At 37.3% G+C, this 16030-nt stretch carries 14 protein-coding genes, 2 tRNA genes, 1 rRNA gene and 2 riboswitches; of the genes, 14 read left to right on the forward strand and 3 right to left on the reverse strand.

The features are described 5' to 3' along the window. The first annotated feature begins 168 nt into the window (after window positions 1-168). From rrf to tsaD, 7 genes are all read left to right on the forward strand, one after another. Window positions 169-284 (forward strand): 5S ribosomal RNA (gene rrf, locus F8162_RS08085). A gap of 12 nt (window positions 285-296) precedes the next feature. Next, window positions 297-373, forward strand: a tRNA-Met gene (locus F8162_RS08090). Window positions 374-376: 3 nt separating this feature from the next. Beyond that, a tRNA-Asp gene (locus tag F8162_RS08095) sits at window positions 377-452 on the forward strand. A gap of 174 nt (window positions 453-626) precedes the next feature. Next, window positions 627-1100 carry a tRNA (adenosine(37)-N6)-threonylcarbamoyltransferase complex ATPase subunit type 1 TsaE gene (gene tsaE / locus F8162_RS08100; RefSeq protein WP_098049471.1) on the forward strand — a complete coding sequence of 158 codons (474 nt, stop codon included), beginning with the start codon at window positions 627-629 and terminating at the stop codon, window positions 1098-1100. Beyond that, a complete protein-coding gene (tsaB, locus tag F8162_RS08105) occupies window positions 1081-1773 on the forward strand; it encodes a tRNA (adenosine(37)-N6)-threonylcarbamoyltransferase complex dimerization subunit type 1 TsaB (protein WP_076542815.1) in 693 nt (230 codons plus the stop codon). Before tsaE ends, tsaB begins: the two co-directional genes overlap by 20 nt. Before the next feature lie 13 nt (window positions 1774-1786). After that, window positions 1787-2230: a ribosomal protein S18-alanine N-acetyltransferase gene (gene rimI / locus F8162_RS08110; RefSeq protein ID WP_000367199.1), complete on the forward strand. Its 444-nt coding sequence runs from the start codon at window positions 1787-1789 to the stop codon at window positions 2228-2230. Beyond that, window positions 2230-3246: a tRNA (adenosine(37)-N6)-threonylcarbamoyltransferase complex transferase subunit TsaD gene (tsaD, locus tag F8162_RS08115; protein WP_151630213.1), complete on the forward strand. Its 1017-nt coding sequence runs from the start codon at window positions 2230-2232 to the stop codon at window positions 3244-3246. Before rimI ends, tsaD begins: the two co-directional genes overlap by 1 nt. Before the next feature lie 421 nt (window positions 3247-3667). Here tsaD and F8162_RS08120 read toward each other — a convergent pair whose 3' ends face one another. Continuing rightward, window positions 3668-5602, reverse strand: a complete 1935-nt coding sequence (locus F8162_RS08120; RefSeq protein ID WP_318826071.1) for an ABC-F family ATP-binding cassette domain-containing protein — start codon at window positions 5600-5602, stop codon at window positions 3668-3670. Window positions 5603-5789: 187 nt separating this feature from the next. Between F8162_RS08120 and F8162_RS08125 the strand changes: the two genes are divergently transcribed. Further along, the gene (locus tag F8162_RS08125; RefSeq protein WP_000372703.1) at window positions 5790-6419 is read left to right on the forward strand and encodes a redox-sensing transcriptional repressor Rex; all 630 of its coding nucleotides are present in this window, start codon (window positions 5790-5792) and stop codon (window positions 6417-6419) included. Window positions 6420-6448: 29 nt separating this feature from the next. Here the strand turns inward: F8162_RS08125 and F8162_RS08130 are convergent, their stop codons facing one another. Then, window positions 6449-6640: a YdiK family protein gene (locus tag F8162_RS08130; RefSeq protein WP_001246201.1), complete on the reverse strand. Its 192-nt coding sequence runs from the start codon at window positions 6638-6640 to the stop codon at window positions 6449-6451. After that, complete coding sequence (locus F8162_RS08135; protein ID WP_151630215.1) at window positions 6637-7386, reverse strand: CPBP family intramembrane glutamic endopeptidase; 750 nt, start codon at window positions 7384-7386, stop codon at window positions 6637-6639. The genes F8162_RS08130 and F8162_RS08135 overlap by 4 nt, the downstream gene beginning before the upstream one ends. Before the next feature lie 399 nt (window positions 7387-7785). Between F8162_RS08135 and groES the strand changes: the two genes are divergently transcribed. The 6 genes from groES (at window position 7786) to F8162_RS08165 (ending at window position 15735) form a co-directional block, all read left to right on the forward strand. Next, on the forward strand, window positions 7786-8070 hold the full coding sequence (gene groES / locus F8162_RS08140) for a co-chaperone GroES (RefSeq protein WP_060748958.1): 285 nt from the start codon (window positions 7786-7788) through the stop codon (window positions 8068-8070). A 38-nt stretch (window positions 8071-8108) separates the two neighbouring features. Beyond that, window positions 8109-9743: a chaperonin GroEL gene (groL, locus tag F8162_RS08145; RefSeq protein WP_061679608.1), complete on the forward strand. Its 1635-nt coding sequence runs from the start codon at window positions 8109-8111 to the stop codon at window positions 9741-9743. Window positions 9744-9883: 140 nt separating this feature from the next. Continuing rightward, window positions 9884-9985, forward strand: a riboswitch (purine riboswitch). 165 nt (window positions 9986-10150) lie between these two features. Beyond that, entirely contained in the window at window positions 10151-11689 is a 1539-nt protein-coding gene (gene guaA, locus F8162_RS08150) for a glutamine-hydrolyzing GMP synthase (protein ID WP_000743915.1), read from the forward strand. Between the two features lie 154 nt (window positions 11690-11843). Further along, window positions 11844-11945: riboswitch (purine riboswitch) on the forward strand. A 128-nt stretch (window positions 11946-12073) separates the two neighbouring features. Beyond that, window positions 12074-13399 (forward strand): NCS2 family permease, encoded by a 1326-nt coding sequence (locus F8162_RS08155; RefSeq protein ID WP_151630216.1) that lies wholly within the window; start codon window positions 12074-12076, stop codon window positions 13397-13399. Between the two features lie 145 nt (window positions 13400-13544). After that, window positions 13545-14246, forward strand: a complete 702-nt coding sequence (locus tag F8162_RS08160; RefSeq protein ID WP_151630217.1) for a response regulator transcription factor — start codon at window positions 13545-13547, stop codon at window positions 14244-14246. Next, a complete protein-coding gene (locus F8162_RS08165) occupies window positions 14230-15735 on the forward strand; it encodes a sensor histidine kinase (protein ID WP_151630218.1) in 1506 nt (501 codons plus the stop codon). The genes F8162_RS08160 and F8162_RS08165 overlap by 17 nt, the downstream gene beginning before the upstream one ends. Window positions 15736-16030: the final 295 nt, after the last annotated feature.

Below are 16030 nucleotides of genomic sequence, written 5' to 3' on the forward strand. Positions count from 1 at the left end.
AGGTTCGAGGTGGAAGCATGGTGACATGTGGAGCTGACGAATACTAATAGATCGAGGACTTAACCATATAATATGAAGCAATGTTATCTAGTTTTGAAAGAATATAAAAAACTTATTGACTTTAAAAGTTAAATAAGTTATGATAATTCTTGTCTTAAATGAATACAGTCTGGTAATGATGGCAGAGAGGTCACACCCGTTCCCATACCGAACACGGAAGTTAAGCTCTTTAGCGCCGATGGTAGTTGGGACCTTGTCCCTGTGAGAGTAGGACGTTGCCAGGCTATTTATATCATCGCGGGGTGGAGCAGCACGGTAGCTCGTCGGGCTCATAACCCGAAGGTCGCAGGTTCAAATCCTGTCCCCGCAACCAAATGGTCCCGTGGTGTAGTGGTTAACATGCCTGCCTGTCACGCAGGAGATCGCCGGTTCGACCCCGGTCGGGACCGCCATTTTATATAAAGAAAAGAACGAAACATGTTGTTTCGTATTTTTTTATTTGTTTTAACAAAAAACTAATAAAGACAGTCAAACTATCCTTAGGAAAACTCCTAAGGACTTTTTTATATATTCAAAACCTGTATAATAAAGAGCAGAGAACATTGTGAGTAAAGTAGGTGAAGTCTGTGAGTAAATATGAAATAACAACAAACTCTTCTGAGGAAACACAAAGATTATCAGAAAAACTAGGTGGACTTGCCCAGGCGCAAGATGTAATTATTTTAGAAGGAGATCTAGGGGCTGGTAAGACAACTTTTACAAAAGGACTAGCAAAAGGTCTTGGAGTGAAAAGAGTTGTAAATAGTCCTACCTTTAATATTATTAAAGAATATAAAGGGAGATTGCCGCTATATCATATGGACGTGTATCGCTTAGCAGAAAGTGAAGAGGACTTAGGTTTTGATGAGTATTTCTACGGTGAAGGAATTACCGTAGTAGAATGGGCTCATTTAATAGAAGCATTTTTACCAAATGAGAAGTTACAAATTAGTTTATTCCATGCTGGAGATGATACAAGGAAAATTGTACTCGAGCCAATTGGAGATCGATATATTAGATTATGTGAGGAGCTATTACAAGATGAAAGTACTAGCAATTGATACTTCAAATTACGTAATGGGTGTATCCCTTATTGAGGAAGGAAACGTAATTGGGGAAATCATTACAAACTTAACAAAAAATCATTCTGTACGTCTTATGCCAGCTGTAGAGAAATTGTTAAAAGAATGTGGTGTAAAACCGAAAGAATTAACTAAAATCGTTGTAGCTGCTGGGCCTGGATCATATACAGGTGTTCGTATAGGTGTGACAGCTGCAAAAACATTAGCTTGGTCACTTCAAATACCAATTGTAGGTGTATCAAGTTTAGAAGTAGTAGCTGCAAACGGTGCTAATTTTAATGGATTGATCTGTCCTTTATTCGATGGAAGACGTGGACAAATTTATACTGGGCTATATACATATGAAGGAGAGAATGTAACTTCTATAGAAGAAGACCGAATCATCCTTATTGTAGACTGGTTGCAAATGTTAAAAGATAAAGGAAAGCCGGTTTTATTTATTGGTAACGATGTTAAACTGCACAAAGAAACAATAATAGAACATTTAGGCAATCAAGCTGTATTTGCTCCTTTTACTAAAAATAACCCAAGACCAAGTGAGTTGGCGTTCTTAGGATTACAAAAAGAGGAACAAGATGTACATTCATTTGTTCCTAGTTATCTTCGTTTAGCTGAAGCTGAAACAAAGTGGTTAGAAAGTCAAAACAAGTAGGAGCTTGCAGAAGATGGATATGATATTTAGAAAGATGGAACTCGATGATATCGCTCAAATTGTAGCTATTGAAGAAGCGTCTTTTTCAACTCCTTGGACTGCAGATGCCTTTCACCGTGAGTTAACGACGAATGAACATGCGCATTATGTTGTGCTAGAAAAAGATGGTCGTGTAATTGGGTATTGTGGATTGTGGATAATTATTGATGAATCACATATAACAAATATAGCTATTTTGCCAGAATACAGAGGTCAAAAGCTAGGGGATGCTTTATTGAAAGAAGTTATTTCCGAAGCGAAAGATTTAGGGGTAAAAACGATGACACTTGAAGTACGTGTATCAAATGAAGTAGCAAAACAGTTATACAGAAAATACGGATTTCAAAATGGTGGAATTCGTAAACGATACTATGCAGACAATCAGGAAGATGGTCTCGTAATGTGGGTGAATATATAATGGAAAAAAATACGATTATACTTGGTATTGAAACAAGTTGTGATGAAACAGCAGTAGCAGTTGTTAAAAATGGAACGGAAATTATTGCGAATGTCGTTGCATCACAAATTGAAAGTCATAAACGTTTTGGCGGAGTTGTACCAGAGATTGCATCCCGTCATCATGTAGAAGAAATTACAGTTGTATTAGAAGAAGCTTTAAAAGAAGCAAATATCACTTTTGATGATATTGATGCAATTGCTGTAACAGAAGGACCTGGTTTAGTAGGAGCACTTTTAATAGGGGTAAATGCAGCGAAAGCAGTGGCTTTTGCACATGATATTCCTCTAGTTGGTGTTCATCATATCGCTGGGCACATTTATGCGAACCGTTTAGTAAAAGAAGTTCAATTCCCACTACTATCACTTGTTGTATCTGGTGGACATACGGAGCTTGTTTATATGAAAGAACATGGTTCATTCGAAGTGATTGGTGAAACAAGAGACGATGCAGCTGGAGAGGCATACGATAAAGTAGCTCGAACGTTATCCATGCCATATCCAGGTGGTCCTCATATTGATCGCCTTGCACATGAAGGGGAACCGACAATCGATTTGCCTCGTGCATGGCTAGAACCTGATTCGTATGATTTCAGTTTCAGTGGATTGAAATCAGCAGTTATCAACACTGTGCATAACGCAAAACAACGCGGGATAGAAATTACACCGGAAGATTTAGCAGCAAGTTTCCAAGAGAGTGTAATAGATGTGCTTGTAACGAAAGCATCTCGTGCAGCAGAAGCGTATAACGTAAAGCAACTGCTTCTTGCTGGTGGAGTAGCTGCGAATAAAGGACTTCGCGCACGTTTGGAAGCGGAATTTGCGACAAAAGAAAATATTGAGCTAATTATTCCTCCACTATCTTTATGTACTGATAATGCAGCGATGATTGCAGCCGCAGGTACAATTGCATATGAACAAGGAAAACGTGCTACATTAGCTTTAAATGCAAATCCAGGATTAGATATTGAAGCATAGTTATGCACAAAATTAACCACAGCTTGTGGATAAAACCCATATTATCTGTTGATAATGTGGGTTTTGTTGTGTATATAAAATGTTGATAACTTTTTTGTTGGTTGTGGATAATGTGGAAAAGTTATTTTGGGGTTTATTTTATAAAGGTGGATATGTGTATAACCTTGTGGATAAAGTAGATAAGGTCTGACCTTTACATGTATTCTTTTTTGGGAAATAAATAGCAAGAAGATATCTCTAAAAAACATTTTGAAATGTGCCCTTATTATAGAAGTGCGCTAACATTGTCAAACTTTGTCGGTTAATCGATATTCCGTGTCGAATCGTTTATACAATATGACGTTGATCCCAACTAGAAGATAAAAAGGATGTCGCATAGTCAAAAATCCCGACTTATGAGACATCCTTCTTATTCATATTCTTATAAATGTAATTCTTCCCATTCTGCCATACAAGCATCAAGTTGCTCTTGTAGTGTTTGCTTTTTCGTTGTAATTTCACTAGCCTTTTCATAATCTGCATATATTTCTGGTAAGCAAAGTTGATCTTCTAACGTAGCAATTTCTTCTTCAAATTCTACAATGTTTTGTTCTAGCTCCTCAATTTTTCGAGTGCGTTGACGCTCTAATTGTTTCCGCTCTTTTTCTTCGAGATAATTTAATTTTTCTTGAGCAACAGTTTTTTGAACAGGTGCTTGGTTTTCTTGCTGTTCTTGTTGTTCAAATGCTGCACGTTCAATCATTTCATTTTTCTTTTCAACGTAGTAATCGTAATCGCCTAAATACTCTTGTGCACCTTCTGTTGACAGCTCAACAACGGTCGTCGTTACACGATTAATAAAGTAGCGGTCATGGGAGACAAATAGAAGGGTGCCTGGATAATCAATTAAAGCATTCTCCAAAATCTCTTTACTATTTAAATCAAGGTGGTTCGTAGGTTCATCGAGAATTAATAAATTCGATTTTTGCATCATAAGTTTTGCAAGAGCTAACCGGGCTTTTTGTCCACCACTAAGAGAAGATACTGGTTTTAGTACATCATCCCCTGTAAATAAGAAGTTACCTAATATCGTGCGAATTTCTTTTTCAGGCTGCAATGGATATTCATCCCATAACTCATTTAAAACTCGCTTAGAAGATGTTAAGTTTGCTTGTTCTTGATCATAATAACCAACAGATACATTGGATCCGAAAGAAACATCACCATTTAATAGTGGTAACTTATTCACAAGTGATTTTAACAGTGTGGATTTCCCAATTCCGTTTGGACCAACTAAAGCAACGCTATCCCCGCGAGTTAAGCGCATAGTTACATGTTCAATAATCGGATCCTCATCATAGCCGATAGTTGCATCCTTTACTTGTAAAACATCATTTCCGCTTTGTTTTTCGATATTGAAGTGGAAGGATGCTGACTTAGAATCACCTAACGGTCTAGTCAATAATTCCATTCTATCTAATTGTTTACGGCGGCTTTGCGCACGTTTTGTCGTAGATGCACGAGCTATATTTTTTTGAACGAAGTCCTCAAGCTTAGCGATTTCATCTTGTTGTTTTTCATAACGTTTCATGTCTTGCTCGTATAGCGCTGATTTTAAGTCTAAATATTTACTGTAGTTACCAACAAATCGTCTGCTTTCTTTATTCGAAATTTCATATACTTGTGTAACGAGTTTATCTAAGAAATAACGGTCATGGGAAACGATTAGTATTGCGCCAGGATAGCCTTGTAAATATTGTTCAAGCCATGTTAATGTTTCGATGTCTAAATGGTTTGTAGGCTCGTCCAAAATAAGTAAGTCTGGTTTCGTTAATAATAATTTACCGAGAGCTAATCGTGTTTTTTGTCCACCACTTAATGTAGAAATCGTCGTCTGGTGCGTTTCAACTGGGAAGCCAAGACCGCTTAAAATCGAGCGAATATCTGCTTCGTACTGATAGCCACCTTGATCTTTATAATCTAATTGTAATTGGTCATAGTCAGCTAATAATCTTTCATATGTAGCCTCGTTTGAAAAGTTTTCTTCTTTTCCCATCTCTTGCTCTAGCCTTCGAAGTTTTGTCTCCATTTGCTGCAAATGTGTAAAGACGGTTAACATTTCATCCCAAATTGTTAAAGACGTTTCTAATCCGGTATTTTGAGCTAAATATCCGATTGAGACATCTTTTGGTTTTATAATTTCGCCACCATCATGAGATAGCTCACCAGCTATTATTTTTAATAATGTAGATTTTCCGGCCCCATTTCGTCCGACTAATGCGATACGATCTTTCGTTTGAACTTCCAATTTTATGTTTGCAAGAATCGTTTCTGCACCGTATAATTTCGTAAGCGCGTTTACTTGTAATAAAATCAATGTTTTCACCTCAAATAATTTCTTAACTTTGCCATGTTTATATTTCTCAATCATACTAAAAATAGTGTATAGTTTAAAATAAAGAGAGAATACTTCTTCTCTTTATTATACAGGGAAATTCATGAGTGCTAAACTTCTGTATTGGATTCAAGTATATGAATAAAGATAGGAAGAGAGGAGAGGTTATATGGATCAGCAAAAAATTCCACAGGCCACTGCCAAACGATTGCCTCTATACTATCGATTTATCCAAAACTTATCTCTTTCTGGTAAGCAACGTGTTTCATCAGCCGAATTGAGCGAAGCGGTAAAAGTTGATTCCGCAACGATTCGAAGAGATTTTTCATATTTTGGAGCGTTAGGGAAAAAAGGTTATGGATATAACGTAAATTATTTATTATCATTTTTCCGTGAAACACTCGACCAAGATGATATAACACGTGTAGCACTTATTGGAGTAGGTAATTTAGGGACCGCTTTCTTACATTATAATTTCACGAAAAACAATAATACAAAAATTGAAATGGCGTTTGATGTTAGTGAAGAGAAAGTCGGGACAGAAATCGGGGGCATTCCTGTATATCATTTAGATGAATTAGAAGAACGTTTATCAACTGATATACAAGTGGCAATATTAACAGTACCCGCTACAGTAGCACAATCTGTAGCAGATAGATTGGCAGAAACGAACGTGCATGGTATTTTAAATTTCACACCAGCGCGCTTAAATGTGTCAGATAATATAAGAATTCACCATATTGATTTAGCGGTAGAGTTACAAACACTTGTTTACTTTTTAAAGAATTATCCACAATAAAACGCAGAGGAAGCGACCTCTGCGTTTTATTATTGTTTTTTCTTTGTGAATTTAACTAAGATAAGGCGAAGTGCCAAATTAAAATCAATTGTTGCCATAACTGCAAATAGTATTGTCCACATATTCCAGATTGTATCTGTTACGTTCGTAATGGCGAAGCGTGTAAAGATACATCCTAGAAGGAAGTACAATGCAGCCATGAACAATGGTGAGTTTCTCATACTAAAAATCCTCCGATAAAGCCTTGCATTTTTTCAGCTTCTTTAATCATTTCTTGAATTTGTTCATTGCTCATTAAAACTTGAGCAACTGCAACTAATGTATTCATTGCAACATGAGCTGCGATAGGGACGATAATACGCTTCGTTTTTACATATAAAAAGGCGAATACGAGCCCCATAGAAGTGTATACCAACAAGTGAGTGAAATCAAAATGAATTGCTGCGAATACGAGAGAACTAATAATAGCAGCAATAAAGAAGTTAAACTTCTTATAAAGTGTACCAAATAAAATTTTTCTAAATACGATTTCTTCCAAAATAGGTCCTATTATAGATATAACGATAAGGAACCAAGGTGTCGTTCTTGCGATATCCATAAGTCTCGCTGTATTTTCAGATCCAGGTTTAATTCCTAATAAACGCATTTCTATCATACCGGCAATACTTTGCGAGAAAAATGCTAAGAAGAACCCGATAAAAATCCAACCGATCGTAGCTGGAACCGAAGAGCGCATTGTATCTAAACGTCTGTCACGAATATCTGTTCTAAGTAACCAAAGTACGATACATAATGCAATAAAGAAACTAATGATTGCCCAGTGGCCAGTTATGAGTTGGAATTTCTCCTCCCTAGTAAATCCCCTGTTATCATAAATTCCAGTTTTCAGGAGAAGCGGTAATCCAGCAATGGATGACAACTGCATTAAAATGTATGTAACGATAACCCACCAATATTGTTTTTTCAAATGGTTTAACCATCCTTTCTAACTCTAGTGTATGAGATAAGGTAGGATAACATGTATATATGCTACCTACGATATAAACCTCACGTAAATTATGTTTTTTTGTAAATCCTCATTTGAAATTATAATAGAAGACAGGAGAAAGTTGTCTGTGTAGCGAAAACAACTTAGGGTGTCCTTTCATATTGTAACATACGAGTAGTGGAAACAACGATTCATATGGTAAAGGTAGAAGAAGAGGGACTCTATATAGAAAAGTGTATAGCTGAATTTGCGAAAAAATTATGATTTTTTTACTTGCAAAAGAAATTGAGATTATTTATTATTAGAAGTGTGTTAGCACTCGGGTGACTTGAGTGCTAATAAAAAAATTTACATAACAAAATGAGGAGGTTATTGTTCATGCTAAAGCCATTAGGTGATCGCGTTGTAATTGAGCTTGTTCAAGCGGAAGAAAAAACAGCAAGTGGTATTGTATTACCAGAAACTGCAAAAGAAAAACCACAAGAGGGTAAAGTTATTGCAGTAGGTACTGGTCGAGTGCTTGAAAATGGTGAGCGTGTTGCTTTAGAGGTAGCAGCAGGTGATCTTATCATCTTCTCAAAATATGCAGGTACTGAAGTGAAATACGAAGGTACTGACTACTTGATTTTACGTGAAAGTGACATTTTAGCAGTTATCGGTTAATTATATAAATCTTAAAAAATCCAAGGGGGTCAATTATTATGGCAAAAGATATTAAATTTAGTGAAGAAGCACGTCGTTCGATGCTTCGCGGTGTCGACACTCTTGCAAACGCAGTAAAAGTAACGCTTGGACCAAAAGGTCGTAACGTTGTACTTGAGAAAAAATTTGGTTCACCACTTATTACAAATGACGGTGTAACAATCGCAAAAGAAATTGAATTAGAAGATGCATTCGAAAACATGGGTGCGAAATTAGTAGCAGAAGTTGCTAGCAAAACAAATGATGTAGCTGGTGACGGAACAACAACTGCAACTGTATTAGCACAAGCTATGATTCGTGAAGGTCTTAAAAACGTAACAGCTGGTGCGAACCCAATGGGTCTTCGTAAAGGTATCGAAAAAGCTGTTACTGCTGCAATTGCAGAATTAAAAGAGATTTCTAAACCAATCGAAGGTAAATCTTCTATCGCACAAGTAGCTGCTATTTCTGCGGCTGACGAAGAAGTAGGTCAATTAATCGCTGAAGCAATGGAGCGCGTTGGTAACGACGGCGTTATTACTTTAGAAGAGTCTAAAGGATTCACAACAGAATTAGACGTAGTAGAAGGTATGCAATTTGATCGTGGATATGCATCTCCTTACATGATTACTGATTCTGACAAAATGGAAGCGGTTCTTGATAACCCATACATCTTAATTACTGATAAAAAGATTTCTAACATCCAAGAAATCTTACCAGTATTAGAGCAAGTGGTACAACAAGGTAAACCACTTCTTATCATCGCTGAAGACGTAGAAGGCGAAGCGTTAGCTACATTAGTAGTGAACAAACTTCGTGGTACGTTCAATGTAGTAGCTGTTAAAGCTCCTGGATTTGGTGACCGTCGTAAAGCAATGCTAGAAGATATCGCAATCTTAACTGGTGGCGAAGTAATCACTGAAGAATTAGGTCGTGACTTAAAATCTGCTACAGTTGAATCTTTAGGACGCGCAGGTAAAATCGTTGTAACGAAAGAAAACACAACTGTAGTTGAAGGTATTGGAAATACACAACAAATCGAAGCTCGCATCGGTCAAATCCGTGCGCAATTAGAAGAAACTACTTCTGAATTCGATCGTGAAAAATTACAAGAGCGTCTTGCAAAACTTGCAGGTGGCGTAGCGGTAATTAAAGTAGGTGCAGCAACTGAAACTGAGTTAAAAGAGCGCAAACTTCGCATTGAAGATGCACTTAACTCAACTCGTGCAGCAGTAGAAGAAGGTATCGTTGCAGGTGGTGGTACTTCACTTATGAACGTATACACGAAAGTAGCTTCTATCGTAGCTGAAGGCGACGAAGCAACAGGTATCAACATCGTACTTCGCGCACTAGAAGAGCCAGTTCGTCAAATCGCAATCAACGCTGGTCTAGAAGGATCTGTAGTTGTAGAGCGTCTAAAAGGCGAAAAAGTAGGTGTTGGTTTCAACGCAGCTACTGGCGAGTGGGTTAACATGCTTGAAACTGGTATCGTAGATCCAGCTAAAGTAACTCGCTCTGCACTTCAAAACGCAGCATCTGTTGCAGCTATGTTCTTAACGACTGAAGCTGTAGTAGCTGACAAACCAGAACCAAATGCACCAGCAATGCCTGACATGGGCGGCATGGGCATGGGCGGTATGGGCGGAATGATGTAATTCCGTTCGCCCTGAAAACATCCATTTCTATATAGAAATGGATGTTTTTTTTATGTTTTTTAGAAAAGGAAATGAATTTCTGTAGAATTTTGTCGCTTTCTCTCTTGACCATATCGATACTTCATTGTTAGAATCTAGGAAGATAATATAAAACGATCCTTCATATATCCTCAAAGATAAGGTTTGAGAGTCTCTACCGGGTTACCGTAAACAACCTGACTATGAAGGCAGTGTGTCTTATATTTATAAAGAGCGGAAGACTATCTTTCTTTATAAAGCCAGACCCCTGCCTTTTCTTTGTTATGAGACTAGAGGCGGAGGACTGGCTTTTTTTATTATATTAGTAATGCTTTTTGCCAAATTGGTGAAAATATTTATATACGAGAACTAACGTTGGGGTGATTATTTTGAAGAAGCAGCATGATACAATTATCGTTTTAGATTTTGGGAGTCAGTACAATCAGTTAATAGCACGTCGAATTCGTGAGTTCGGTGTATACAGTGAACTTCATCCACATACAATTACTGCAGAAGAAATTAAAGCAATGAATCCAAAAGGGATTATCTTCTCTGGTGGACCAAATAGTGTATACGGTGAAGGCGCATTACATTGTGATGAAAAAATCTTTGAACTAGGATTACCGATCTTCGGTATTTGTTATGGTATGCAGCTTATGACACAACACTTCGGTGGTAAAGTAGAACGTGCAAACCACCGTGAGTACGGAAAAGCTGTTCTTAAAGTAGAGAACGAATCAAAATTATATGCGAACCTTCCAGAAGAGCAAGTTGTATGGATGAGCCATGGCGATTTAGTAACTGGTTTACCAGAAGGATTCGTAGTAGATGCAACAAGTGAGTCTTGTCCAATTGCTGGTATGAGCAATGAAGAGCAAAACTTATATGGTGTACAATTCCACCCAGAAGTACGTCACTCTGAGCACGGTAACGATTTAATTAAAAACTTCGTATTCGGCGCATGTGGTTGTTCTGAAGGATGGAACATGGAGAACTTTATCGAAGTAGAATTAGAGAAAATCCGTGAAACTGTTGGGGACAAAAAAGTACTATGCGCACTTAGCGGCGGTGTAGACTCTTCTGTTGTAGCAGTGTTAATTCATAAAGCAATCGGCGATCAATTAACATGTATTTTCGTTGACCACGGCTTACTTCGTAAAGGTGAAGCAGAAGGCGTTATGAAAACATTCAGCGAAGGTTTCCACATGAACGTTATTAAAGTGGATGCACAAGAACGCTTCATGAACAAGTTAAAAGGTGTGGAAGATCCAGAGCAAAAACGTAAAATCATCGGTAATGAATTCATTTACGTATTTGATGATGAAGCTTCTAAATTACAAGGAATGGACTTCCTAGCGCAAGGTACACTTTATACGGACATCGTTGAAAGTGGTACAGCAACTGCACAAACAATTAAATCTCACCATAATGTTGGTGGTCTTCCAGAAGACATGCAGTTCAAATTAATTGAGCCTTTAAACACGTTATTTAAAGATGAAGTACGTGTATTAGGATCAGAACTAGGAATTCCTGATGAAATCGTATGGCGTCAACCATTCCCAGGCCCTGGTCTTGGTATTCGTGTATTAGGTGAAATTACAGAAGAGAAATTAGAAATCGTTCGTGAATCTGATGCGATTTTACGTGAAGAAATTATTAAAGCGGGCTTAGACCGCGAAGTTTGGCAATACTTCACTGCGCTTCCTGGTATGCGTAGCGTAGGTGTTATGGGTGACGAGCGTACTTACGATTACACAGTAGGTATCCGTGCAGTAACATCTATCGACGGTATGACAGCTGACTGGGCACGTATCCCTTGGGACGTATTAGAGAAAATCTCTGTACGTATCGTAAACGAAGTAAAACACGTTAACCGTATCGTGTATGATATAACAAGTAAGCCACCAGCAACGATTGAGTGGGAATAGTATTATAAAAAAAGATCCATCTATTGCTCATGCATAGATGGATCTTTTATATTTTTAAGCTTAATACGAACGAAAATATAAAAGTTTGTAAAAATGTTCGTTTTTAAATTGACAAAACTACTTCCTCGAGTTAATATGAGTATGTAATTCAAACGAAAAGTGAATATTATGCCGTCGTATAATATCGGGGATATGGCCCGAAAGTTTCTACCTAGCTACCGTAAATGGCTTGACTACGAGGCGTTTTGATAAAGATGAGGGGAAACTTGTCTTTATTCATAGAACGCTTCCATGTATATGCAATGGAAGCCTTTTTTATTTTTAATAGATAAAAGAGGGCTAGGGAGATTACGGCGAGTAATCATATAACGGGGGAAACGTAAGATGAAACGCTATTTTCAGTTTGATGAACTCGGCACAAATTATAAAACAGAGTTCATAGCAGGTTTAACGACATTCTTATCTATGGCTTATGTACTATTTGTCAATCCTGCTACGCTTTCACTTGGAAATGTTAAAGGGTTACCGGCAGGTACAGGAATGGATCCAGGTGCAGTATTCGTTGCTACGGCATTAGCAGCAGCGATTGGTTCGTTAATTATGGGTATATTCGCGAAGTATCCGATTGCTTTGGCGCCGGGTATGGGAATTAACGCATTCTTTGCTTATACGGCAGTGTTAACGATGGGTATTCCGTGGCAGACAGCAATTGCTGGAACATTAATGTCAGGTATTATCTTTATTATTCTTACAGCTTCAGGTATTCGTGAAAAAATCATTAATGCAATTCCATCAGAGTTAAAGTTTGCAGTAGCGGCAGGTATCGGATTGTTCATTGCTTTTCTTGGATTCCAAAATGCCGGAATCATCGTGAAAAATGATGCTGTTCTTGTTGGGTTGGGGGATTTAACAAAGGGCACAACGTTACTAGCAATCTTCGGAGTTGTTACGACAATCGTCTTCATGATTAAGAAAATAAATGGTGCAGTATTCTACGGTATGATTCTTACAGCGATCTTAGGAGTGGCAACAGGATTGATTAATACTCCGAAAGCTGTAGTGGGAGCAATACCGAGTCTAGAACCAACGTTCGGTGCGGCATTAACGCACTTCGGAGACATTTTCACTGTTGAAATGGCGATTGTTATTATAACGTTCTTCTTTATCGATTTCTTTGATACAGCGGGTACACTTGTAGCGGTTGCGAATCAAGCTGGATTAATGAAGAACAATAAATTACCACGTGCAGGAAAAGCGTTATTTGCAGATGCGATTGCAACTGTAATCGGTGCGATCCTAGGTACATCAACAACAACGTCTTACATTGAGTCGTCTGCAGGGGTAGCAGCGGGTGGACGTTCTGGATTTACAGCAGTTGTAACAGCAGGGTTCTTCTTGCTAGCCCTATTCTTTTCACCACTATTAAGTGTTGTGACACCAGCTGTAACAGCACCAGCTTTAATTATTGTAGGAATCTTAATGGTTTCATCTTTAGGTGAAATTGATTGGAAGAAATTCGAGATTGCAGTACCAGCATTCTTTACAATCATTTCAATGCCGCTTACGTATAGTATTGCGACAGGGATTGCGATTGGCTTTATCTTCTATCCAATTACAATGGTAGTAAGTGGTCGTCGTAAAGAGATTCATCCAATTATGTATGTTATGGGAGTTTTATTCGTACTATATTTCATCTACGTTCGTAAATAAAAGGGGTTTTTTGAAAGGTCTAGACTTAAGGGGAGTCTAGACCTTTTTTGCGTCTTCAGAAAATCTTAAGGATTTCCGAGCGTTTTTCTTCAGAAGTTTTCCTATAATAGAAGTTAGGGATTAAAAAAGTGATGGGGGAGATATTGTGGCACACGAAACAATACTTGTCGTAGATGATGAAAAAGAAATTAGGAATCTTATTACAATCTATTTAAAGAATGAAGGATATAAAGTATTGCAAGCAGGAGACGGAGAAGAAGGATTGCGTTTACTAGAAGAAAATGAAGTGCATCTAGTTGTATTAGATATTATGATGCCAAAAGTAGACGGTATTCATATGTGTATGAAAGTAAGAGAATCGAAAGAAATGCCAATTATTATGCTTTCTGCGAAAACGCAAGATATGGATAAAATTTTAGGATTAACAACAGGTGCAGATGATTACGTAACGAAACCATTTAATCCGTTAGAGTTAATCGCAAGAATTAAATCTCAGTTACGTCGTTATATGAAGATGAATGGTTTTGCTATTCAAAATGAGGACGAGTTAGAAATTGGAGAGATGAAAATAAACATCTCCACTCATACAGTCATTATGGATGGAGAAGAAGTGAAACTGACCCCGAGGGAATTTTCAATTTTAGAATTACTAGCTCGTAATCCGGGGATGGTCTTTAGCGCGGAACAAATTTATGAAAAGGTTTGGAACGAAAGATCTTTCCAGTCGGATAACACGGTAATGGTTCATATTCGGAAAGTGCGTGAAAAGATTGAGGAGAATCCAAGGAAGCCAATATATATAAAAACAGTATGGGGAGTGGGGTATAAGATTGAAAAAGATATTTAATCCATTTACTTATGTTAGGAAATTTCGAGAATTAATTGGAAAGCTAGTGAAGAGTGTGAAACGGAGTGTGCGAATTCAACTTATTACTGCGTTTACTGCTTGTGCGTTATTAGGGCTTTTGTCAGCAAAGGCAGCAGCACCGTTTTTTGAGAATGCGAATCGAGAGGCGACGATCGATTATCGGACTGGTATGGAACAAATTAATCAACAAGCTCAAAGCGTGGCAAATAGTTCAGTTCATGAAAATAAACTAGAAGCTATATCAAGTATGATTGAAATAGAGAATCAAAATTTAGAACAAAACTCTAGAGCTTTAAAAGTATTGGTTACTGACGAGAGCGGTAAAGTTTTATATAAAACGAAGCAGGCACAAGAAGAGCAAATTGATTTGCATAATACAATTCGTAATGCATCATCGTTTGCGATTAATTATATGAATGGTAGAAAAGAATTTGAAAGTACGAGAAAAGAATTTATAGCTTTTGCACCTATTACAATAGAAGATAAGAATTTATACATGTTTGTTAGTGGGATTCCAGAAGGTGAAGTAATATATGATACGCAAGAAGGACCGTTTCCATTTTTCATAGGTGTACTTGTATTCATTTTCTCTTTCTTCTATATAACAAAGAGAAAGATGAAGCAAATTGAAGCGATGGCACAAGGTGTAAAGGAAATAGAAAAAGGGAACTTAGCGTATCGTATTGAGAAGAAAGGTGAGGACGAGATTGCGTCTTTGACTGAGAATATTAATAATATGGCAGAAGAGCTTATGAATAATATAGAAAAGGAACGTAAATTAGAGAAGCAAAAGAACGAGCTTATTACGAATGTATCTCACGATTTGCGTACACCACTGACTTCTATTATGGGTTACTTGCGATTACTTCGAGATTCTAAATATGAAAATAAAGAACAACATGATGAGTATACGAGAATTGCCTTTGTGAAGTCAGAGCAGTTAAAGAATTTAATAGAAGATTTATTTGAGTATACGAAGTTAACAAATGAGCAAGTTATATTAGAAAAACAAGAGGTTTGTATAAATGAGTTATTGGAGCAATTAATAGAAGAGTTAGTACCGCAAGCAGAAGAGCATGGACTTACGTTTGTTAAGAAGTTTCCTGAGGAACGTGCCTATGCAGCGGTTGATTCGGAAAAGATGGTACGTGTATTTGATAATCTATTAATGAACGCGATTAAGTATAGTAAAGATGATGGAGAGATAAAAGTTTCTCTTCAAAGGCAGCGCCGGGACATACAAATTGTAATTGCGAATCATAGTGAAGAGTTTACGAGAGAAGAGTTAGGGAGTTTGTTTGAACGCTTTTATAAGAAAGATCAATCTAGAAGTAGAGTAACAGAAGGATCGGGACTTGGATTAGCGATTGCGAAAAGTATTGTTGAGTTGCAAGGAGGTAGTATTCGAGCTGAATATGAGGATGGTATTATTCAGTTTATCGTCTCGTTACCAATTATAGAAAAATAATAAACGAATAGAATGCTGTATGATGAAAAGGCTTATTTTAAAAGAAATAAGCCTTTTTATATTTTTTTAGAAAAACATGTTGACGATTAGAGTATAGAGGTGTAATATAAAACAAGTCGCCGATGCAATAACGCAGAACGCGGCAAACGAAATAAAAACTTAGTTGACATTAACTAACGAAGATGTTAACATAAAGAAGTCGCAAATGAGCGACCAAGTAGTTCTTTGAAAACTGAACGAAACAAACAACGTGAAACGTCAATTTTTATTTTTAGATGCTAGACAAACTAACTTT

Origin of the sequence: Bacillus sp. CH140a_4T, assembly GCF_008923725.1 — a bacterium.
Lineage (GTDB): Bacteria > Bacillota > Bacilli > Bacillales > Bacillaceae_G > Bacillus_A.